This is a genomic window from Paracoccus sp. ME4 (assembly GCF_046736325.1).
GTDB lineage: Bacteria > Pseudomonadota > Alphaproteobacteria > Rhodobacterales > Rhodobacteraceae > Paracoccus.
On the sequence record NZ_CP151276.1, the window covers coordinates 952,427 to 974,525 of the forward strand.

17 protein-coding genes, 1 tRNA gene and 1 pseudogene are annotated in these 22,099 nt (G+C 68.9%); 14 read left to right on the forward strand and 5 right to left on the reverse strand.

Going from position 1 to position 22,099, the window contains the following annotated elements; genetic code table 11:
* Positions 1-12 precede the first annotated feature (12 nt).
* From AACG61_RS04850 to AACG61_RS04865, 4 genes are read right to left on the reverse strand one after another with little or no spacing between them, the layout of a single operon-like run.
* Complete coding sequence (locus tag AACG61_RS04850; RefSeq protein WP_411838887.1) at positions 13-786, reverse strand: ATP-binding cassette domain-containing protein; 774 nt, start codon at positions 784-786, stop codon at positions 13-15.
* Positions 783-2,747 (reverse strand): Fe(3+)-hydroxamate ABC transporter permease FhuB, encoded by a 1,965-nt coding sequence (fhuB, locus tag AACG61_RS04855; RefSeq protein ID WP_411838888.1) that lies wholly within the window; start codon positions 2,745-2,747, stop codon positions 783-785. Before fhuB ends, AACG61_RS04850 begins: the two co-directional genes overlap by 4 nt.
* On the reverse strand, positions 2,744-3,631 hold the full coding sequence (locus tag AACG61_RS04860; RefSeq protein WP_411838889.1) for an ABC transporter substrate-binding protein: 888 nt from the start codon (positions 3,629-3,631) through the stop codon (positions 2,744-2,746). The genes fhuB and AACG61_RS04860 overlap by 4 nt, the downstream gene beginning before the upstream one ends.
* Positions 3,625-5,715 (reverse strand): TonB-dependent siderophore receptor, encoded by a 2,091-nt coding sequence (locus tag AACG61_RS04865; RefSeq protein WP_411838890.1) that lies wholly within the window; start codon positions 5,713-5,715, stop codon positions 3,625-3,627. The genes AACG61_RS04860 and AACG61_RS04865 overlap by 7 nt, the downstream gene beginning before the upstream one ends.
* Positions 5,716-5,815: 100 nt before the next feature.
* Here AACG61_RS04865 and AACG61_RS04870 point away from each other — a divergent pair, with 100 nt between their 5' ends.
* The 11 genes from AACG61_RS04870 (at position 5,816) to AACG61_RS04920 (ending at position 18,077) form a co-directional block, all read left to right on the forward strand.
* Positions 5,816-6,850: a siderophore-interacting protein gene (locus AACG61_RS04870; protein ID WP_411838891.1), complete on the forward strand. Its 1,035-nt coding sequence runs from the start codon at positions 5,816-5,818 to the stop codon at positions 6,848-6,850.
* A gap of 146 nt (positions 6,851-6,996) precedes the next feature.
* Positions 6,997-7,395 carry a hypothetical protein gene (locus AACG61_RS04875; RefSeq protein ID WP_411838892.1) on the forward strand — a complete coding sequence of 133 codons (399 nt, stop codon included), beginning with the start codon at positions 6,997-6,999 and terminating at the stop codon, positions 7,393-7,395.
* Positions 7,392-10,241, forward strand: a complete 2,850-nt coding sequence (locus tag AACG61_RS04880) for a response regulator (RefSeq protein ID WP_411838893.1) — start codon at positions 7,392-7,394, stop codon at positions 10,239-10,241. Before AACG61_RS04875 ends, AACG61_RS04880 begins: the two co-directional genes overlap by 4 nt.
* 2 nt (positions 10,242-10,243) lie before the next feature.
* Complete coding sequence (locus tag AACG61_RS04885) at positions 10,244-11,197, forward strand: diguanylate cyclase (protein WP_411838895.1); 954 nt, start codon at positions 10,244-10,246, stop codon at positions 11,195-11,197.
* 110 nt (positions 11,198-11,307) lie between these two features.
* Positions 11,308-12,906, forward strand: coding sequence for an ABC transporter substrate-binding protein (locus tag AACG61_RS04890; protein WP_411838896.1), 1,599 nt, complete (start codon positions 11,308-11,310; stop codon positions 12,904-12,906).
* On the forward strand, positions 12,907-13,977 hold the full coding sequence (locus AACG61_RS04895; protein ID WP_411838897.1) for an ABC transporter permease: 1,071 nt from the start codon (positions 12,907-12,909) through the stop codon (positions 13,975-13,977).
* 5 nt (positions 13,978-13,982) lie between these two features.
* Positions 13,983-14,897, forward strand: a complete 915-nt coding sequence (gene nikC / locus AACG61_RS04900; RefSeq protein ID WP_411838898.1) for a nickel transporter permease — start codon at positions 13,983-13,985, stop codon at positions 14,895-14,897.
* A complete protein-coding gene (locus AACG61_RS04905; RefSeq protein ID WP_411838899.1) occupies positions 14,894-15,748 on the forward strand; it encodes an ABC transporter ATP-binding protein in 855 nt (284 codons plus the stop codon). Before nikC ends, AACG61_RS04905 begins: the two co-directional genes overlap by 4 nt.
* A 1-nt stretch (position 15,749) precedes the next feature.
* Positions 15,750-16,511 carry an ABC transporter ATP-binding protein gene (locus AACG61_RS04910; RefSeq protein WP_411838900.1) on the forward strand — a complete coding sequence of 254 codons (762 nt, stop codon included), beginning with the start codon at positions 15,750-15,752 and terminating at the stop codon, positions 16,509-16,511.
* Positions 16,508-17,893, forward strand: a complete 1,386-nt coding sequence (locus tag AACG61_RS04915) for a M20 family metallopeptidase (protein ID WP_411838901.1) — start codon at positions 16,508-16,510, stop codon at positions 17,891-17,893. The genes AACG61_RS04910 and AACG61_RS04915 overlap by 4 nt, the downstream gene beginning before the upstream one ends.
* Before the next feature lie 94 nt (positions 17,894-17,987).
* Positions 17,988-18,077, forward strand: a tRNA-Ser gene (locus AACG61_RS04920).
* Between the two features lie 501 nt (positions 18,078-18,578).
* Here the strand turns inward: AACG61_RS04920 and AACG61_RS04925 are convergent.
* On the reverse strand, positions 18,579-19,742 hold the full coding sequence (locus tag AACG61_RS04925) for a protein NO VEIN domain-containing protein (RefSeq protein WP_411838902.1): 1,164 nt from the start codon (positions 19,740-19,742) through the stop codon (positions 18,579-18,581).
* 103 nt (positions 19,743-19,845) lie between these two features.
* Between AACG61_RS04925 and AACG61_RS04930 the strand changes: the two genes are divergently transcribed.
* The 3 genes and pseudogenes from AACG61_RS04930 to AACG61_RS04940 all read left to right on the forward strand — a co-directional run bounded on the left by AACG61_RS04930 (position 19,846) and on the right by AACG61_RS04940 (position 22,003).
* A protein-coding gene (locus AACG61_RS04930) for an IS5-like element ISPaes2 family transposase (protein ID WP_411837732.1) occupies positions 19,846-20,603 on the forward strand; the annotation gives its coding sequence in 2 pieces (ribosomal slippage) (positions 19,846-20,170 and positions 20,170-20,603; 759 coding nt in all).
* A gap of 21 nt (positions 20,604-20,624) precedes the next feature.
* Positions 20,625-21,629, forward strand: a pseudogene (locus AACG61_RS04935) (recombinase family protein); the annotation flags it as partial.
* The gene (locus AACG61_RS04940; RefSeq protein ID WP_411838903.1) at positions 21,626-22,003 is read left to right on the forward strand and encodes a hypothetical protein; all 378 of its coding nucleotides are present in this window, start codon (positions 21,626-21,628) and stop codon (positions 22,001-22,003) included. The pseudogene AACG61_RS04935 and the gene AACG61_RS04940, both read left to right, overlap by 4 nt.
* Positions 22,004-22,099 lie beyond the last annotated feature (96 nt).

Consider the following 22,099-nt stretch of genomic DNA (forward strand, 5'->3'; position numbering starts at 1 on the left):
TCGGGTCGTCCTTCAAGCTGGGATCGCGACGGGCAGGCCGTCGTCGCGGGTCAGGACCTGCATCGGCAGGCCATAGATCTGCATCAGCGCGGGTGCGCGCATCAGCTGGGCCGGGCCGCCCTGCAGCGCCAGCCGGCCGCCCTTCAGCGCCACGATGTGGTCGCAGAACCGGGCGGCCATGTTCACCTCGTGCAGCACGATCACCGCGCTGCGGCCCTGATCGTGGCACATGCGGCGCACCAGCGACAGGACCTCGACCTGATGGGCGATGTCCAGTGCGCTGATCGGCTCGTCCAGAAGCAGCGTGCCCGCCTCCTGCGCGACCAGCATGGCCAGCCATCCGCGCTGACGCTCGCCCCCCGACAGGGTGTCGACCAGCCGGTCGGCCAGATTTGTCACGCCGCATTCCTCCAGGGCCGCGGCGATGGCGGCCTGATCGCGGGGGCCTCGGCGCCCAAGCGCGCCGTGCCAGGGAAAGCGGCCAAGCGCCACCAGTTCCGCAAGCGTCATCCCCTCGGCCGGGGGCAGGGTCTGGGGCAGCACCGCCAGCCTGCGGGCCAGCGCCCGCCCGCGCCACTCCGACAGGGGGCGGTCCTCGAAGGCGACCTGCCCCTCGACGCGGCCGGGGGCCTGCCGGGCCAGCACCTTGAGCAGCGTGGACTTGCCCGAGCCGTTATGGCCGATCAACCCGATCACCCGGCCCGCGGGCAAATCCAGCGTCAGATCGTCCAGAAGGGTGCGGCCCGGCACGCGGACGCTGAGGTTCCGGATGCGGAACAGGGTCATGCGGGTCTCCGTGTCATCAGCCAGATCAGCCAGGGCGCCCCGATCAGCGAGGCGAAGAGGCCAAGCGGCAGCTCATAGGGAAAGCCCGCCATGCGGGCGCCGAAATCGGCGGCCAGCATCAGCCCCGCGCCGATCAGCGCGGCGCCGGTCAGCTGATCGGCGGGGCGCGCGAGGCCCATGCGGCGGGCCAGGTGCGGGGCCATCAGCCCCACGAAGGACAGAGGCCCCGTGATCAGCGTGGCGGCCCCCGTGGCGATGCCCGCCAGCGCGATCAGCACCACGCGGGCGCGCCGCGGGTCAAGGCCCAAGCCCCCCGCGACCGCCGGTCCCAGGGGCAGCAGCGCCAGCCAGCGCGACAGCGCCAGCGCCGCGGCCCAGACCGCCAGCGCCAGCCCCGCCAGCGCCAGCGCGCCGGGCAGCGTCGCCGCGGCGCTGGACCCGCTGAGCCAAGCCAGGATCGCCCAGGCCCGCGCATCGCCCACCGCCATCATCGCCGACAGCACCGCCGAGGCCAGGGCCGAGACCGCGATCCCCGCCAGAAGCACCCGTTCGGGCGGCATGTCGCGCCGCGCGGTCACGCCCAGCACCACCGCCAGCGCCAGCGCCGCCCCCGCGGCGGTGGAGAGGCCCTGCGCCGCCAGCCCCGGCGTGGCCAGCGCAAAGACCGCCCCCGCATAGCCGAGCGCCGCGCCGCCCGACACGCCCAGCACCTCGGGCGAGGCCAGCGGGTTCGCGGTCAGCCGCTGCAGGATCGCCCCGGCCAAAGCCAGCGCCGCCCCGGCACCCGCCGCCGCGATCAGGCGCGGCAGGCGCATGGGCAGGAAGGCCGCCAGGGCCTGCGGCTCCAGCACGGCCCAGCCTCCGGGCACGCGGCCGATCCACAGCATCAGCGCCCCCGCCACGATCAGCAGCAGGGCCAGGGCCAGAAGCCAAGGGCCGGGACGGGCCAGCCGGGGGGCGGGGCCGTCGCCGGCCTCGGTTCCCGGCGGGGTGGAGCCGCGCAGGCGCGGCAGCAGCCAGATCAGCAGCGGGCCGCCCACTAGCCCGGTCAGCGCGCCGGTCGGAAAGGTCTCTCCGCCCGCGCCGGCCCAGGCCAGCACCAGCCCGTCCGAGACCGACAGGATCAGCGCCCCCAGCACCGGCGACAGCCCCAGAAGGGCCGCGATGCCCCGCGCCCCCATCGCGCGGGCCAGCGCGGGCGCGGCCAGCCCCACGAAGGCGATCAGCCCCAGTTCCGCCGAGACGCCCGCCGCGACCACGACCGCCAGCGTCACCGCCGCCAGCCGCACCAGCGCGACGTTCAGCCCCAGGCCCGCCGCGCCCTCGGCGCCGATCGCCAGGACGCGCAGCGGCCGGGCCAGCAGCGCGGCCCCCAGGCCGCCCGCGGCCAGCAGCAGCGCCAGGTTGCGCGCCCCGGTCCAGTCCTGCTGGACCAGCGCGCCGCCGTTCCAGATGACCAGCGACAGCAGGTATTCGCCCTGCGCCAGCGTCATTGCGGTCGCCACCGCCGATGCGGTCAGCCCGACCAGCATGCCCGCGGTGACCATGGTGACGGGGGCGAAGCCGCGCCGCGCGCCGATGCCCAGGACCAGCGCCGCGGCCGCCAGCCCGCCCGCCATGGCGACCGGCCAGCGCCCGCCCGTCATCAGCGCGGGGGCGTGGATCGTGGCCAGGACCAGCGCCAGCTGCGCGCCCGCGCTGATGCCGAGGGTCGTCGGATCGGCCACCGGATTGCGCAGCACCACCTGCAGCAGCGCCCCGGCCAGGCCCAGGGCCGCGCCCGCCAGCAGCGCCACGACCCCGCGCGGCATCAGCCCCCAGCCCATGCGGATCTGGTCCAGGCTCTGGCCCGCGGGGTCCAGCGGCCAGGCGGGCCAGGGCAGGCCGCGCGCGGCGTGCAGCCACAGCGCCGCCGCCGCCAGCGCCCCGAGCGCCAGCGTGATGCGCGACGCCGCGGTCATGCCAGAACCCGCTCCAGCGCCTGCGCCAGCCGCAGCGCCGAGGGCACGCCGCCGAAGGCGTTGATGCGCGGCAGCTGCCGGACGCGGCCTGCCGCGACCTGCGGCAGCGCGCGCCACAGGACGCTGCGCTCCAGCCCGCGGCGCGCCTCGGGCGGGACGGGTCCGGCGATCACCAGCGTCGCGTCGGGCATGTCCGCCAGACGCTCCAGCGGCACCGGGGCCAGGAAGCTGAAGGCGGTCTGTTCGGTCCAGGCGTTCGTCAGGCCGATCCGGGTCAGCGTGCAGCCGAACAGGCTGTCGAACCCGAAGGCGCGCAGGTGCCGGGCATCGCCGATCTCGACCAGCGCCACGGGGCGGTGCGCATGGGGGGCCAGGCGGTCGCGGATGCGGTCCAGCTCGGCCTCCGCGCGGACCTGCGCCCGGGCGCCTGCGGGCGCGTCGTTCAGCGCATCCGCCAGCACGGCCAGCGCGGCCAGCGCCTTGGGCAGGGGCGGCTCGTCCGGCAGGAAGAAGGGCAGGGACAGTACCGGGGCGATCGCGGTCAGCCGGCCCTCGAACTGCGTGTAATAGGGAGAGCTGAGGATCAGCGTCGGGCGGACCAGCTGCAGCAGCTCGAAATTGGGCGCGCCGCGCAGGCCCAGATCGGTGACCTCGGGGGGGATGGCGGGCGTGCCGATATCGGCGCGATAGCGGATCAGCTCGGTCGCGGCGACGGGCATGCGGCCCAGGGCCACGGCGGTTTCCAGCATCGCCCAATCGATCGCGGCCAGCCGCGCGGCGGGCTGCGCATGCAGCGGAAGCGCCGCCGCCAGCATCAGGCCGGCGGCGGCGGTCAGGACGGCGCGGCGGCCGGGCCGGGGCGATATGGCCCCGGACCCTACCACGTGTAGGCGACCTTGGCGGCAACGCTGCGCCCCTCGCCGTAATAGCAGCCGAAGGAGCCGCAGGTGGAGAGATAGACCTCGTCCGTCAGGTTGTTCAGGGCCAGGCTGGCCTCGACATTGCCGCGGGTGTAGGTCGCTGCCAGATCCACCAGGGTGACGCTGTCCAGGTCGACGAATTCCGGGGCGCCGCTGGTCCGTTCCCCGATGTGACGGATGCCGCCGCCTGCGCGCAGCCCGTTGCCAAAGTCGCGGTCCAGCCACAGGCTGGCCAGATGGCGCGGCGCGTTGGGCATGGCCAGCCCATCCTCGGACCCGCCCTTCTGTTCGGTCTCGTTGAAGGCATAGCTGGCGCGCAGGTCCAGCGTCGGCGTCAGCGCCGCCGTGGCCTCCAGCTCCAGCCCCTTGGAGCGGACCTCGCCGATCTGTTCCTTGAGACCGGTGGGCAGGTCGCGGACCAGGTTCTCCTGCGTCAGGTCATAGACCGCGGCGCTGAACAGCCCGTCGAAGCCCGCGGGCTGATACTTGACGCCGACCTCCCACTGCTTGCCCTCGGTGGGCTTCAGCGGCGCGCCGGTGGTGACATCCGTGCCGATCGTCGGATCGAACGAGGTCGAATAGCTGGCATAGGGCATCACCCCGTTCGCCATGACATATCCCAGCCCGACCCGGCCCGTCGTGGCGCTGTCGGACTGGTCGATCGTGCTTTCGCCCGCGAAGTTGGAGAATTGCGTTCCGGTCTGTTCGGTCCAGTCATGGCGGACCGCCAAGCTGCCGCGCCAGTTGCCCACCGCGATTTCGTCCTGCGCATAGAGCCCGACTTGCTTCAGCGTCACGTCCCTGACGCTGTTGAACCACGCCGTCGCATCGGGCAGGCCGCCATAGACCGGGTCGGATGCATTGATGGGCTGTCCGAAGAAGAACTGCGAGGCCGTGTCCGCGTCATACTGGCGGATGTCCAGGCCCAGCAGCAGGTCATGGGTGACGCTGCCGGTGGTCACGCGGTTCGACAGGCGCGTGTCCAAGTTCACGCCGGTGGTCGATTCGTCTTGGAAATTCGCGCCGCGCGTCACCGATTGCCCGTCCGGCGTCAAACCGGTGGAATAGTGGCCGGTATAGATCCAGTCGAACCGCTCGACCCGGAAGCCCTGCGACAGGGTCCAGCCATTGTCCAGCTGATGGCTGATCTCAAGGCCCAGATTGGCCATCTCGCGGTCGCTGTCGTCAAAGGCGGGCTCGCCCAGATAACGCTCGCGCAGCGCCTCGCCATTGCCCGGCTGCGTCAGGGCGTAAGGGACCCCCACCGGCGAAATGGGCAAATCCTTGGTGTAGGACGCGATCACGTCCACCGTCGTCGCGTCATCGGGCGCATAGCGCAGCGCCCCGGCCAGATAGCCGCGTTCGTTGGTCAGGTCCTCGATCTGGGTCTGGCTGTCGCGCAGGATGCCGGTCAGGCGCCAGGACAGCGCGGGCCCCGCCACGCGGTTCACGTCGAAGAAGGTCTGCGCGCTGCCGAAGCTGTCGACGCCCGCGCCGACTTCGGAGAAGTCGCGGTCCTGGGCGCGCTTCTGCACCTGGTTGATGATGCCCGCGGGCGATCCGGCGCCGTAGAGGCTGGAGTTCGGCCCCTTCAGAACCTCGACCTGCTGGAGGCCGTAGGTTTCATAGGCCGGGCCACCCTGGTCGCGCAGCTGGCGCAGACCGTTCACATATTGAGAGCGCTCTGCGTTGAAACCGCGCACGGTGGGCGCATCGAAGCGTGGGTCCGCGCCGAAGGGCTGGCCCAACACGCCCGCGGTGTAGTTCAGCGCCTGGCCCAGGGTCTGAGCGCCCTGATCCTCGATCTGCTGGCTGGTCACGACCGAGATCGACTGCTGCGTCTCGGCGACCGGGGTGTTCGACTTGGTGGCGGCCTGCGCCTGGGTGCCGACATAGCCGTCCGCCTGCACCGACGCGTCCGATGTCGCGGTCAGCACGATCTCGTCCAGAAGGATCGGGGTCTGGGCGTCCTGCGCCAGGACGGGGGCGGTGGAAAGCGCCAGAAGACTGGCGCCGGCAAGGCCGAGCGGGCGGAATGAGCGGGTCATGGCAACCTGAATGTTGACGGATCGGGGGTTATCTGACTAGTTTTGTCGGATTCGTCAATCGGCCCGCACCTGTCGGAATGGGTAATGTTGACTTTTTTTCTTGGCAACCCCCGCGATGCAGGTCCGGGCAGGTGGAGAGGACGGCACCATGGCGCATCTGCGCAATCGGCGGGCAGAGGGCAGCATCGACCGCGCATCCGGCGCGGCGGCCGCGGCGCTGAAGGCGCGGGCCGCCTCCTGGTCGCTGCCGGTGACCGAGGGGCCCGAGGGCCTGGCCGTGACGCTGTGGGGGGCCGAGCTGCGCCTGATCGCGCTGGACCCCGGCATGCGCATCGAGATCCTGGCCCCCGAGGACCGGCTGGTCGGGATCGTCCGCGAGGCCGCGACCGAGATCATGGCCGAGGTCGGCCTGACCGTCGCCTGGACCGCGCTGGAAGTCGGCGCGCTGGCGCCGGGTCTGGCGCTGATGCAGGTGGCGGGGGTCCGGCAGGTCGGGGCGAACTTCACCCATCTGCGCCTGACCGGCCCCGATGCCGCGCGTCTGGGGCAGGGGGGGCTGCATGTGCGCCTGCTGCTGCCGCAGGCCGGGCGGCAGGCGGTCTGGCCGCGGGTCGGACCCTCCGGCCGCACGGTCTGGCCCGAGGGCGCGGACGCACTGCACCGGCCGGTCTATACCGTGGCCGATCAGCAGGGCGACGGGATCGAGATCGCGATCTTCCGCCATGCGGACAGCCCGACCTGCGATTGGGCCGACCGGGTCGCGCCGGGCGCGACGGTGGGGGTGATGGGGCCGGGCGGCGGCTGGTGCCCCGAGGGACGGCTGCACCTGTTCGGCGACCAGACCGCGCTGCCCGCCATCGCGCGGCTGATGCGGCTGGCGCCGGGGCGCGCCACCGCGGTGCTGCGCTGCGACCCGGAGGATCTGGGCGCGCTTGCGGGCGATCCGGCCGTCACGGTGACCGACGATCTGTGCGCGGCGCTGCGGGCGTGGCGGCCGGGTGCGGAGGACCATGTCTGGTTCGCGGCCGAGGCCGAGGAGGCCCGCACCGCCCGCCGCATCCTGGCCGATCACGGGCTGGCGCGGGGGCAGAGCACCGTCGCGGCCTATTGGACGGCGGACCGCAAGCCGGGCTGATGCCGGGCACCGGTTCCACCTGACGCAACGTCAGCGGCGGATGAACAGCGTCGTTCTGGAATCACTTGCATTCTACCGGTCTGCGGACAGGGCGTGAGGCGGGTTGGTATGGGTCGGGGACCATCGCCCGACACAGGACCATGCCCGTGACCGTCCCGCCCGTGACCATCCCGAACATCGCCGCCCCCGGCCCGGCCCACGGGCCGCGCCGATCCCTGCGGCACCGCCTGACGCCGCATCTGCCCGCGCTGGCCCTGGCCGTCGCGGGCCTTCTGGCGCTCAGCCTGCTGACGCTTGGCCGTCCCGGCACGACGGGGCAGTTCCTGGTCGTGACGCCGCCGCGGCTTGCGCCCGCTGCGGTGATCGACCTGGTGCATCGCGCTGGAGGGGGCAGCCTCGGCTTTGGCCGGCTGCCGGGGATCAGCCTGGCGCTGTCGGACCGACCCGACTTTGCCGAACGGGCGCGCGCCCTGGGCGCGTGGCTGGTGCTGCCGGCATCGACGGATCTGGGCTGCGTCGCGGCCAACCCGGAGGGCGCGCGATGAATGTCGAGCTGAACGCCCTGCGCGCCCGCTATGGACGCATGCTGGTCACGCTGTTCTGGGCGCATGTGCCGGTGGTCGGGCTGGCCGCGGCCTGGGTGGGCAGCATGTCCCCGATCCGCGCCATGATCCTGGCCGGGGCGCTGGCCGCGATCTATCAGGTCATCTGGACGCGCCACGGCACCGCGCCGATGACGCGCAGCCTGTCGGCCGTGGCCCTGGTGGGCGAACCGGCGCTGTTCCTCCTGGTCTTCGACGGGCACGGCTGGCAGATGGACATGCACATGTATTTCTATGCCGTGCTGGCGCTGAACCTGGCCTGGTTCGACCGCACGGCGCTGATCATGGCGGCCGCCGCGATCACCGTCCACCACCTGGTCCTGTTCTATCTGCTGCCGAGCGCGGTCTTCGCGACCGACGGCGATCTGGCGCGGGTGCTGCTGCACGGGGCCATCGTGGCGTTCCAGACGGCCGTGCTGGTCTGGGTCAGCGACAAGGTCGTGCAGTCCTTCGACCGCATCGGCCGGATGAGCGACGAGATCGTGGCCAAGAGCGCCGCCCTGGAGGAGCGCACCCGCGAGGCCGAGGCCGCCAACCGCACGAAAAGCATGTTTCTGGCCAACATGAGCCACGAGATCCGCACCCCGATCAACGCCATCCTGGGCTTCTGCCACCTGGTCCAGCGCACCGCGCTGGAGCCGCGCCAGCGCGAGCATGTCGCGCGCATCAGCACCGCGGGCGGCGCGCTGCTGCGTCTGATCAACGACCTGCTGGACTTCTCCAAGAACGAGGCCGGGGCGCTGACGCTGGAGGCGCGGCCCTTCGACATCCGCTCGGCCATGTCCTGCCAGGTGCAGATGGTCGCCGACATCATGGCCAGCCGCAACCTGACCCTGCGCCAGGAGATCGACCCGGCCCTGCCCGAGGTGCTGGTGGGCGACGAGCTGCGCCTGAACCAGGTGCTGCTGAACCTGCTGTCCAACGCCACCAAGTTCAGCCGCGACAGCGAGATCGTCCTGCGCGCCCGCATGGCGGAGTGCCGCGACGGACGCGCCCGCGTCGAGATCGCCGTCGGCGACTGCGGCATCGGCATGACCGAGGCGCAGATGACGCGGCTGTTCAGCCCCTTCGCGCAGGCCGACAGCTCGACCACGCGGCGCTTCGGCGGCACCGGGCTGGGCCTTGCGATCTGCCGCCAGATCGTCACGCAGATGGACGGCTGGATCCGCGCCGAGAGCGTGCCGGACAAGGGCAGCACCTTCACCGTCTCGGTCAGCCTGGGCGTCGGCACCCAGGCCGTGTCCGAGGCCGTGCTGCCCTGTTCCGCGATCCGCGACCTGCGGGTGCTGATCGCCGATGACAGCCCCATCGCGCTGAAGATGCTGGAGGAGATCTTCTCGCGCTGGGGGATGCGGGTGATCCTGGCGCCGTCGGGGCGGGCCGCGCTGGACATGGTGCAGGCCGCCGATCAGCGCGGGCTGGGATACGACCTGGTGATCCTGGACTGGAAGATGCCGGGCATGGACGGGTTGCAGACGCTGCGTGCGCTGCGCCGCATGGCGCTGCGCCGGCGGCCCGCCTCGATGGTGATGACCGCGCATGGCGTCGATGTCGTCATGGCCGAGGCCGCCGGAGAGCCGATCGACCTGTTCCTGGCCAAGCCCATCGACGCGCGCAGCCTGCTGCAGGCGCTGAAGCAGCTGCCCGGCCTGGCCGAACGCCACGCCGCGGCCGAGGCCGGCGCCGCCGCCCCCGCGACCGCCTCGCCCGCGCTGCCCCCCGCCCTTGTCGGGCAGCGCGTCCTTCTGGTCGAGGACAACCCCATCAACCAGGAGATCGCCGTTGCCCTGCTGACCGATGCCGGTCTGAGGGTCGACTGCGCCGAGAACGGGCTGATCGCCTGCCGCATGGTCGAGGCGGGGGGCGACGACTACGCCGCCGTGCTGATGGACATGCAGATGCCCGAGATGGACGGGCTGAGCGCCACCCGCCGCATCCGGCAGGGCCGGGACGCCACGCGGCTGCCCATCATCGCCCTGACCGCCCATGCCTATGACGAGGAGCGGGTGGCCTGCCTGAACGCGGGCATGTGCGATCACGTCACGAAACCCATCGATCCCGCGCATCTGATCGCGGTCCTGGCGCGGCACATGCGCGTCGTGGCCCCCCCGGTCGAGGCCGCGGTCCCGGCCGGGCGACCGGCGGCGGGCGATCTGCCCGACGCGCTGCCGCCCTTCGACATCCCCGCCGCATTGGCGCGCGTGAACGGCAAGCGGGCGCTGCTGCACCGGCTGATCCTGACCTTCGCCGAGAACAACCGCGACGCCACGGTCCGGCTGCGCGCCGCCGTGGCCCAGGACCGGCTGGAGGAGGCGCATCGCCTGGCGCATACGCTGAAGGGGGTCGCGGCCTCGCTGGAACTGCCGCTGGTCGCGATCCTGGCGTCGCGGCTTGAGGCCTGCCTCGGGGCCGGGGAGGTCGAGCCGGTCGACGCCCTGCTGGAGGAGCTGGACGGGCTGCTGAGCGCGGCGATCGGGGCGGCGGACACGCTGGCCGGTCCTTCGGTCGTGCCCCCCGATCCGTCGGCCCCCGATCCGTCGCCCGCAGAGCCGGCGCCCACCGGCGAGGCGGCCCATGTCGAACGGCTGCGCGGCCATCTGCTGGAGCAGGTCCGCCGCCGCAGCATGGCCGCCCGCGCCAGCTTCGACAGCCTGGCCGAGGCGCTGCACCTGGATGCCGCGACCCGCGCCGATCACCCGGTCCGGCAGGCGCTTGTGCGGCTGGACTATGCCGCGGCCGCCGCCCTTCTGGACGCCCCCCACGCCGATCTCGGCCCCTTGAGGACATGAGCATGGAGAGCCGCCCGACCATCCTGGTCATCGACGACGAACCCGCCAACATCGAGATCGTCTCGGCCGTGCTGGAGGAGGATTACGACATCTGCTTCGCCCTGTCGGGCGAGCAGGCACTGGAGGTGGCCCATGCCAGCCGCCCCGACCTGATCCTGCTGGACGTGGTGATGCCCGGCATGGACGGCTATCAGCTGTGCCGCCTGCTGAAGGCGGACCCGCAGCTGTGCGACGTGCCGGTGATCTTCGCGACCGCCCTCGGCGACGACGAGGCCGAACTGCGCGGCCTGGCCGTCGGCGCCATCGACTATGTCACCAAGCCGATCCGCCCGGCCACCCTGCAGCGGCGCGTGCGCAACCACGTCCAGATGAAGCGCATGCGCGACCAGCTGGCCGAACAGGCGCTGCGCGATCCGCTGACCGGGCTGGCCAACCGCCGGGCGCTGGAACGCCGCCTGCAGGCGGAGCTGCACCGCCAGGCGCGCGAGGGCGGGCTGATCGCGGTGCTGATGCTGGACATCGACCACTTCAAGGGCTTCAACGACACCTATGGCCATCCCGAGGGCGACGTCTGCCTGCGCGCCGTGGCGCAGGCCCTGGCGGCCAGCATCCGGCGGTCGGGCGATCTCTGCGCGCGCTACGGCGGCGAGGAGTTCGCCTGCATCCTGCCCGGCACCGACCTGGACGGCGCCCTGCACCTGGCCGAGACGATGCGCGCGGGGGTCATGGCCCTGGGCATTGCGCATGCCGCCTCGACCGCGGCGCCGGTGGTGACGGTCAGCATCGGTGTGGCGGCCGGGCGCTGCGACATGGGCGGCACGAACGACCTGTGGCTAACCGGGGCGGACCGCATGCTGTACCGCAGCAAGATCGCCGGGCGGAACCGCGTCAGCGGCCAGGTGATGGCGCGCGAGGAGGAGGACCGCGCGACCCCCAGGGCCGGGGCGGCGGGCTGAGGGGCGGCGGACGGCACGAGGCGCTTGAATGCGCCGCCGCTCTGGGTCAGGCTGCACGGCGTGCAACCCCGCAGCAAGGCGGGGGCCGTTCAGCGACAGGGAAATCCGCCATGACCTTCCACCTGACCACCCGCGCCGTCCTGCTGGCCTCGGCCCTGGCGCTTGCGCCCGCGGCCTTCGCCGAGACGCCCGCCGACACGCTTGTCGTGGCCCATACCATCGACGACATCATCAGCCTGGACCCGGCCCAGAGCTTCGAATTCTCGGGCAACGACGTGAACAACAACACCTATGACCGGCTGGTGGATTTCGACCCGCTGAACCCGGACGCGGGCTATCAGCCCAGCCTGGCGACCGAATGGGTCGTGGCCGAGGACGGGCTGTCGATCACCTTCACCCTGCGCGAGGGCGTGACCTTCCATTCGGGCAACCCGGTCCGCGCCGAGGATGCCGCCTGGTCGCTGCAGCGCGCGGTCAAGCTGGACAAGACCCCGGCCTTCATCCTGACCCAGTTCGGCTTCACGGCCGACAACGTCGAGGAGCGAATCACCGCCGAGGGCAACACCCTGACGCTGATGCTGGACAAGCCCTATGCGCCGTCCTTCGTGCTGAACTGCCTGACCGCCAACATCGCCAGCGTCGTGGACCGCGAGACGGTGATGGCCAACGAGGTCGATGGCGACATGGGCAATGCTTGGCTGTCCACCAACGAGGCCGGATCGGGCGCCTATGTCCTGGCCGCCTGGCGACCGAACGAGGCGGTGCAGCTGACCGCCTATGAGGACTACTGGCAGGGCGCCCCCGCGATGAAGCGCGTGATCGTGCGCAACGTCGCCGAATCCAGTGCGCAGCGCCTGCTGCTGGAGCAGGGCGACATCGACGTGGCGCGCAACCTGACGCCGACGGACGTGGAATCCATCGCGGCCGTGGACGGGATCGCGGTGCAGGACGAACCGCGCGGCCGCATCCTCTACATGGGCCTGAACCAGAAGGACGAGCTGCTGTCGAACCCCGCCGTGATCGAGGCGATGAAGCATCTGGTCGATTACGAGGGCATCACCGGCAGCTTCCTGAAGGGTCAGTTCGTCACCCACCAGACCTTCCTGCCCCAAGGCTATCTGGGGGTGCTGGACGAGCAGCCCTGGACCTATGACGTGGAGAAGGCCCGCCAGATCCTGACCGATGCGGGGATCGAGGGCGGCACCATCACCACCCGCGTGCGCGACCTGCGCGAATACGTGGACGTGGCCCAGACCCTGCAGGCGTCGATGGCCCAGGTCGGCCTGACGCTGGAGATCGAGCAGATGACCGGCGCGCAGGTGCTGGACGCCTATCGCGCCCGCGAGGTGCCGATCTTCCTGGGCGAATGGGGGCCGGACTATTCGGACCCGAACACCAATGCCGCGACCTTCGCCTATAACCCCGACAACAGCGACGAGGCCGCGGCCGTGGGCCTGCTGGCCTGGCGCAACGCCTATGAGGTCCCGGCCGAGATGAACGAGGCCACCGTCGCCGCCACCTTGGAACAGGACGCCGACGCCCGCGCGGCGATGTATCAGGACATCCAGCGCCAGTATCAGGCCGAGGCCCCCATCGTGCCGCTGTTCCAGCGCATCGAACAGGTCGGCATGCGCGACGGCGTCCAGAACTGGTGGAGCGGCGGCGCCATTTCATCGGTCATGTATCGTCAGGTGACGAAGGGCGAATAAATGGCCCTGACCGATCCGACCGGCGCCGCGACCGCACCGTCGCGGCGCCGCGCCCTGACCCGCCGGCGCGTGCGCAGCGTGGCGGGGACCGTCCTGTCGCTGGCGCTGACGCTGCTGGGGTTGCTGCTGGTCACCTTCATCATCGGGCGGGTCATGCCGATCGACCCGGTGCTGAAGGTGGTGGGCGACCGCGCCACCCAGGCCCAGTACGACGCCGCCTATGTGGCGATGGGCCTGGACAAGCCGCTGATTGTGCAGTTCCTGTCCTATGTGGGCGACGTGCTGCGCGGCGATTTCGGGCGCTCCATCTCCACCGGGCAGCCGGTGGCACAGGACATCGCCCGCGTCTTTCCCGCGACCTTCGAACTGGCGGCCCTGGGGACCTTCATCGGCGTCGTGATCGGCGTGCCCCTGGGCGTGATCGCGGCGGCGCGGCGCGGCGGCGTCATCGACCAGGTCGCCCGCGTCGTGGCGCTGGTCGGCTATTCGATGCCGATCTTCTGGCTGGGGCTGATGGGCCTGCTGATCTTCTACGGCATGCTGGGTTGGGTCGGGGGGCCGGGGCGGCAGGGAATCATCTATGACGGGATGGTGCCGAACGTGACCGGCATGATCCTGGTCGACAGCCTGATCGCCGGGGACTGGGCCGCATTCCGCGACGCGTTCTCGCACATCATCCTGCCGGCCAGCCTGCTGGGCTATTATTCGCTGGCCTATATCAGCCGCATGACGCGCAGCTTCATGCTGGAGCAGCTGTCGGCGGAATACATCACCACCGCTCGCGTCAAGGGCCTGTCCGAACGCGCCGTCATCTGGGGCCACGCCTTCCGCAACATCGCGATCCCGCTGGTGACGGTCATCGCGCTGTCCTTCGGCTCTCTGCTGGAGGGGTCGGTCCTGACCGAGATCATCTTCAGCTGGCCGGGCCTGGGCAGCTACATCACCCGCGGCCTTCTGTCGGGCGACATGAACGCGGTCCTGGGCGGTACGGTGGTCGTGGGCGTGTGCTTCGTGGTGCTGAACCTGTTCAGCGACATCCTGTACCGTTTCCTGGATCCGAGGTCGACATGAGCGCCATGACACGCCCCCCGGAAAGCCGGCGCGATTGGTTGCTGTCCGACGCGCCCCAGACCCGCCGCCAGGCGCGGCTTGGCGCGATCTATCAGGGCTGGCTGACCTTTCGCGCCAACAAGCTGGCGATGGTCGGGCTGATCATCCTGGTGCTGCTGATCGGCATGGCGATCCTGGCGCCCTGGATCGCGCCGCAGAACCCCTATGCGCAGAACCTGGCCGACCGGCTGCAGCCGCCGTCGGCCGCGCATTGGCTGGGCACCGACGCCCTGGGGCGCGACATCCTCTCGCGGCTGATCCACGGCTCGCGCATCACGCTGTTCATCGTGGGCACGGTCGCGCTGATCGCGCCGGTCATCGGGCTGTTGATCGGCACGGTGGCGGGGTTCGCCGGGGGCTGGGTGGACCAGGTGCTGATGCGGGTGACCGACATCTTCCTGGCCTTCCCCAAGCTGATCCTGGCGCTGGCCTTCGTCGCGGCCCTGGGGCCCAGCATCGGCAATGCGGTACTGGCGCTGGCGCTGACCGCCTGGCCGCCCTATGCGCGCCTGGCGCGGGCCGAGACGCTGACCATCCGCAACGCCGACTTCATCGCCGCCGCACGGCTGCAGGGGGCGGGGCGGCTGCGCCTGCTGATCCGCCACATCTGGCCGCTGTGCCTGTCGTCGCTGATCGTGCGGGTGGCGCTGGACATGGCGGGGATCATCCTGTCGGCGGCGGGCCTGGGCTTTCTTGGCCTCGGCGCACAGCCGCCGCTGCCCGAATGGGGGGCGATGATATCCGACGGGCGGGGCTATATCCTGGATTTCTGGTGGGTCGCCGCCATGCCGGGCATCGCGATCTTCCTGGTCTCGATGGCCTTCAACCTGCTGGGCGACGGGCTGCGCGACGTGCTGGACCCCAAGGGAGACAAGTCGTGACCGAACCCCTTCTGTCCGTGCGCGACCTGCGCGTCACCTTCCCGACCCGGCAGGGCGAGTTCCAGGCCGTGCGCGGCATCGATTTCGACCTGGGCCGCGAACGCCTTGGCGTCGTGGGCGAGAGCGGGTCGGGCAAGTCCATGACCGGCCGCGCGATCCTGGGCCTGGTGCGTCCGCCCGGTCGGGTCGAGGCCGCCCGGATGGAGCTGGAGGGCCAGTCCATCCTGAACCTGCCCGACCGGCAGATGCGCAGCGTCCGCGGCGGGCGCATCAGCATGGTCATGCAGGACCCCAAGTTCAGCCTGAACCCGGTGATGACCGTGGGCCAGCAGATCATCGAGGCCTATCGCCTGCACGCCCGCGCGCCCCGCGCCGCCGCCCGCGCCAAGGCCCTGGAGATGCTGGAGGCCGTGCAGATCCGCGACCCCGAACGCGTCATGAACAGCTATCCCCATGAGGTGTCGGGCGGCATGGGTCAGCGCATCATGATCGCCATGATGCTGGCCCCCGACCCGCAGATCCTGATCGCGGACGAGCCGACCAGTGCGCTGGACGTGTCGGTCCGGACCGAGGTGCTGCACATCATGGACCGGCTGGTCCGCGACCGCGGCATGGGGCTGATCTTCATCAGTCACGACCTGAACCTGGTGGCGCAGTTCTGCGACCGGGTGCTGATCATGTATGCCGGTCGCGTGGTCGAGACGCTGCCCGCCCGCGACCTGCACCGGGCGCAGCACCCCTATACCCGCGGGCTTCTGGACAGTCTGCCGCGGCTGGACGCGCCGGTGTCGCGCCTGTCGGTCCTCCAGCGCCAGGACAGCTGGCGCGACCCCGTCGTGAAAGGCCCCTGAGATGCTGAGCGTTTCCGATCTGGACATCTGGTTCGGCCAGGAGCCGGACCGCAAGACCGTCGTTCACGGCGCGGCCTTCGACGTGGCTCCGGGCGAAAGCTTCGGCCTGGTGGGCGAGAGCGGCTCGGGGAAATCCACCATCCTGCGCGCCATCGCCGGGCTGATCCCCGGCTGGTCGGGGCGCATCGCGGTCGACGGCCGCGACCAGCGCGGGGATCGCCGCGACCGGGCGTTCTTCCGCAGCGTGCAGATGGTGTTCCAGGACCCCTATGCCAGCCTGCATCCGCGCCATTCCGTCGATGCCGTCCTGGCCGAGACCCTGCGCCTGCAGGGCATGGACCGGATCGACCAGCGCATCGTCAGGCTGCTGGACGACGTGGGCCTGGGCCGGGGCTTCCGCTTCCGCTATCCGCATCAGCTGTCGGGCGGGCAGCGCCAGCGCGTGGCCATCGCCCGCGCCCTGGCGGCAGAGCCGCGCCTGCTGCTGCTGGACGAGCCGACCAGCGCGCTGGATGTCAGCGTCCAGGCCGAAATCCTGAACCTGCTGGCCGATCTGCGCGAGGAACACGGGCTGACCTATCTGATGGTCAGCCACGACCTGGCGGTGATCGCCCATATGTGCGACCGGCTGGCCGTCATGCAGCAGGGCCGCATCGTGGAGATCCTGCCCGCCGACCGCCTGCGGGCGGGGCAGGGGACTGAGCCCTACACGACCCGACTGATCGCGGCTTCGGCCGGATACCACCCCGAGGAGCCCCGATGACCCGCGACGCCGCCATCGCCGCCGCCACCCGCCAGTTCGACGAGCGCGGATTCTTCGCCGATCTGGCGGCCCTGGTCGCCCGCCCCACCGAAAGCCAGGACCCCGCCCGGCACGAGGAGCTGGGCCTCTACCTGTCGGAGGCGATGGTGCCGCGCCTGACCGGGCTGGGCTTCGACTGCCGGCTGATCGACAACCCCGACCCGCGCGGCGGCCCGCTGCTGATCGGGTCGCGGATCGAGGACCCGGCCCTGACGACGGTCCTGACCTATGGCCATGGCGACGTGGTGCGCGCCCAGACCGACCAGTGGCGCGACGGGCTGCACCCGTTCCGGCTGACCGCCGAGGGCGACCGCCTTTATGGGCGCGGGGCGGCGGACAACAAGGGCCAGCATCTGATCAACCTGACCGCGCTGGAGGCGGTGCTGCGCGTCCGGGGGCATCTGGGCTTCAACCTGCGCATCATCCTGGAGATGTCGGAGGAGACCGGTTCGCCGGGCCTGGCGCAGGTCTGCCGAGACCACGCGGCGGATCTGTCGGCGGATGTGCTGATCGCCTCCGACGGGCCGCGGCTGCAGGCGGGGGTGCCGACGCTGTTCATGGGCTCGCGCGCGGCGCTGTCCTTCGACCTGGCGGTCGATCTGCGCGAGGGGGCGCATCACTCCGGCAACTGGGGCGGGCTTCTGGCCGATCCTGCGATGCTTCTGGTGCAGGCGCTGGCCTGCATCACCGACGGGCGCGGCCAGATCCGCGTCCCGGAATGGCGCCCCGCAGGGGTCGATGCGGCGCTGCGCGCGGCGCTGGCGGATCTGCCGGTGATCGAGGCGGGCGGTCCCGAGATAGACCCCGATTGGGGCGAGGCCGACCTGACGCCCACCGAACGCGCCTTCGCGTGGAATAGCTTCGCGGTGCTGGCCATGAGTTCGGGCGTGCCCGAGGCGCCGGTCAACGCCATCGCGGGCCGCGCGCGGGCGACCTGCCAGCTGCGCTATGTCATGGGGACCGATCCCGACGACATCCTGCCGGCGCTGCGCCGCCATCTGGACCGCCACGGCCATCACGCGGTGTGCATCCTGCCGCGTGACGGCGATCCGGTCGCGGCCACCCGGCTGATGCCCGATCACCCTTGGGTCCGACGCGTTGCGGCCTCGGTCCGCGACACGACGGGGATCGCGCCGCATCTGCTGCCGAATCTGGCCGGGTCGCTGCCGAACGACTGCTTCGCGGGCATCCTGGGCATGCCGACGGTCTGGATTCCGCACTCCTATCGCGGCTGCTGCCAGCACGCGCCGGATGAACATGCGCTGGCCAGCCTGTCCCGGCAGGCGCTGCAGGTGATGGCGGGACTGTGGTGGGACATCGGCGAGCACGACGCCCGTCGCTAAGCGGCGAGGCCCCGGATCATCGTTATAGTCCTGCCGCCATGCGATCCGAAAAACCCCCTTGCCCCCCGCAGGAGAGGTCCATATACGGGTCGGCGGAGACGTGGCCGAGTGGTCGAAGGCACACCCCTGCTAAGGGTGCAGGCCCGAAAGGGTCTCGAGGGTTCGAATCCCTTCGTCTCCGCCACCATGCTGTAGGTTTTCCTTAGGAAATCAACTGTTTGGCGACAGTTCAAGCAGCCACAAGGTGACATGCCGTGGTCTTGCTGTTGCAATCAGGGGCTTTCCGCTTGTCCGCCAAGTACATCCAGAAGAACGGCACTGGGAACTGAGGTTGCGACGGTTCGTTAGGAACTGGCACTAGTTCGATTTCTATTCCTTCTTGCAAAAGGTCTTGGCATCGAAGTGGCAAGCTGCTGCTGAATAATATCTCATGAAAATCCTGCGCTTGCAGTCTCTGCACCGAATCCGCGAAGTCGAAAGGTCCGGAGAATTTCGGCCCTGAGAGACCGCTGCCGTGCCGCCGCGCGTCAGACACGTTGCTCAGCTCTTCCCGCATAGCCCTTGAGAACACCGAAAAGTCCGGACACAGCCGGATCGGGAGAACGCTTTCGCGAGAGCAAGTGGCGGAGGGAACGCGACTGCGGGCGAACCTTCTCTGGGCTCTTCGCCCCAGAAGAAGGAAACGTCACCTAACGTCGAAGCCGTACCGCACCGATCCAGTCCGGATAACCCTGTATCGGTTGCGAGTGGCCTCTCCAGCCGGATTGGCCAGAGTCAAAACCCGCCATCGATCTGGATCAAAAACAAAAGGCACGTAAAGGAGGCGGTAGCGCCTCTTTCCGTCAGCCGCAGCGCTTCCGGCCACTTCTAACTCCCTGGCCGTCAGTTCAAACTCACCACCGGCGTCCAACGCAGACTTGACCTCATAGAGAATTTCATTCCGCGCTGTGACCACTCGAAAATCATATCCAAGGCTATCGTCACCTTTCTCTCCGTCCGGGCAAAACGCTTCGCGATTTCTAGACACCCAGCATCTATCGCTCATCTCTTTAGGATGGCGCTTCATCAAGTACTCGCGCGCAAGATACTCACTTGCAACTCCCATCGCGCGGAGAACGTGATCTGGGGGCTGGTCACGTCGAACACCCCCCTTTGCGTCGCCACCTCTGCCTTTCCGCTTGTCTCTTCCTGGTTCGGGTTGTTCCTGAAGCTCAAGTCGTGCCGGGCGGCTGCGTGCGAACCATTCCGCGCTGGCAGACAGGGCATTTTCCGCCAGTTCAGCGAAAACTTGGGAGAAGTCGGTAGAACCAGTGTCAAGAGCTTTTCCACCAAATGTGATGGAACGCCGCGCCACCTCAGAGCGGCGGCGCGCTTCGCGAGCCTCCCTCTCTTCGAAGTCAATATCTGCATCGTCAAGGGAAAGCTTGATCGGATCCAACGTCTGAGGCATTCCGCCTGGCCACGCGTCTATCTTGCTGCAGACCGACGGCAACTGATCAGGTAGGAACCGCTCGAAGTCTAGAAGGCCCGACCGTTCCAACGCCCTAACGAACGGTTGCGCGTCTGATGGATCCATCATCTGGGGCCTTTCGACTGCGTTCTTTCGACACCAAGCCCGCACGAGGCTAGCCATTCTTGGATGGGCGGCCTGCGCCGTTTTCTGGTTGGCAGAGGTTAGTCTCTTGATTTCGTCCAAATCACCTGCGTCCTGGTCCGGGCCAAGTTCTAAATCTGCACGGCTATTGACATAGCGCTCCACAAAGCTGCGATCGAGTTCTTCCAAGGTCACTACCCAATTGGAATCGAACGCAATGAAATCCAGAGACTTGTGCTCGAGGTACTGTTTCAAGCTATCTCCGCGGCGATAGGCAGCCAGATGTCGCCTCCTAGGCTCCAGACCCATTGATTTCATGCTTTTCGCGTGATTCAGGCTCCTCAAGGAGACCTGATCGATGAGTAATCTTTACTGGCTGAGCGACGCCCAGATGGAGCGTCTGAAACCGTTCTTTCCCAAAAGCCCTGGCAAGCCCCGCGTCGATGATCGCCGTGTCCTCAGCGGCATAATTTTCATCAATCGCAATGGGTTGCGGTGGTGTGACGCGCCGAAGGAATACGGCCCGGCCAAAACCCTCTACAACCGCTGGAAGCGCTGGAGCGACAACGGGGTTTTTGCCCGGATCATGGTCGGCCTTGCCGCCGAGAGCGCCGAGCACAAGACGATCATGATCGACGCGACCTATCTCAAGGCACACCGCACGGCCTCAAGCCTTGGGGTGAAAAAGGGGGGCGCGGGCGCCAGATCGGGCGCACCAAAGGCGGTATGAACACCAAGTTGCACGCTGTCGCCGATGCCAACGGGCGGCCGATCGGGTTCTTCATGTCGGCCGGCCAGGTCAGCGATTACACCGGCGCGGCGGCGCTGCTGGGCAGCCTGCCGAAGGCTGGGTGGCTTCTGGCCGACAGGGGCTACGACGCTGATTGGTTCAGAGACGCGTTGAAAGACAAGGGGATAAAGGTTTGCATCCCCGGACGGAAGTCCCGCAAGAAGGTCGTCAAATACGACAAGCGGCGTTACAAAAGGCGTAACCGCATCGAAATCATGTTCGGGCGTCTGAAGGACTGGAGGCGCGTCGCAACCCGTTATGACCGCTGCCCGGAAACGTTCTTCTCAGCTATTATGCTCGCCGCAACCGTCTTGTTCTGGCTGTGAAACTCAATGAGTCTGGAGCCTAAGCTGGTCGAGGTGTTCGACCGTAACGGTGTAACCTTCGTTTCGGTGACGCAATCGTTCAACACCACAACATCCATGGGGCGGCTGACGCTTAACATCCTGCTCTCCTTCGCGCAGTTCGAGCGCGAGGTGACGGCGGAACGCATCCGCGACAAGGTTCGCGCCAGTAGGATGAAGGGCATGTGGATTGGCGGCTGCCCGCCCCTCGGATACGAAGTGAAGGACCGGAAGCTGGTCGAAAAACCCGTTGATGCCGCCCATGTCCGCTGGGTTGTCGCCCGGTTCATCGAGATCGGTTCTGGTACGGAGCTGGCGCGCGAACTGGCCGAGCGGGGCGTCACCACCAGCCGGGGCCACCGCATCGACAAGAAGTTCATCTATCGGATGCTGAACAACCGGGTCTACATCGGCGAGGCCGTGCACAAGGGGACGGGCTATCCCGGCGAGCATGCGGCAATAGTTGACCGCGAGGCATGGGAAAGTGTCCACGCCATCCTAACGGAAAGCCCTCGAAAGCGCGCAGCCCGGACCCGCGCCGACACGCCCGCGCTGCTGCGGGGATTGCTCTACGGTCCAGATGGCGCGGCCTTTTCGCCCACCCACACCCGCAAGGGTGGGCGGCTGTACCGCTACTACGTCAGCCAGACGGTGCTGAAACACGGTGCGGGGTCGTGCCCCGTCAGTCGTGTGCCCGCGGGCGAAATCGAAGCCGCCGTCATCGATCAGTTGCGCGCCGTGTTCCGGCAGCCAGAGATTGTGGCGGGCACATGGAAAGCGGCTCAAGCAAAGGACTTCGTTTTCAGCGAAGCTGAGGCACGGGAAGCACTGACCCGGCTCGATCCGCTGTGGGACGAACTCTTCCCTGTCGAGCAAGCGCGCATCTTGGCGCTCTTGGTCGAACGGGTTGACATCGAGACTGACCGGCTCAATGTCCGGCTCTGCGTGGACGGTCTTGGAAGTCTCACACGCGAGATGCTGACCGGTAGCATGGGCGCTGCCGCATGAAACGCGCGACGCAAACCCCTGAAACAGTCACACTCCACGTCCCGTTTTGCATCGTAAAGCGTGGTGGGCGGAAGGAAATGCAGTTCCCTGAAAGCGCTGTGAAGGCGCGCAGGTCCGACAACATGCTGGTCAAGGCGCTGGCGCGCGCATTCCGCTGGAAGCGGATGCTGGATTCGGGCGAGTTTGCCACCATCGCCGACTTGGCCCAGCATGAGCATATCGCACATTCCTACATGACCCGCATCTTGCGGCTGACTCTGCTTGCACCAGACAAAGTTGAGGCGATCCTAGAAGGTACGCGATCCTCAGAGTTAACATTGGTGCAGCTGCTTCAACCGTTCTCTTCCGCTTGGCACGAGCAACCACATTGGTGACTGCGGCATAGTGCGGTGTAAGCCGCACTTTTGCGGTAAAGCATTGACCTTCCAGCCTGTATCGAGATACACTTTTCCAAGCGAGGAGAGCGACCA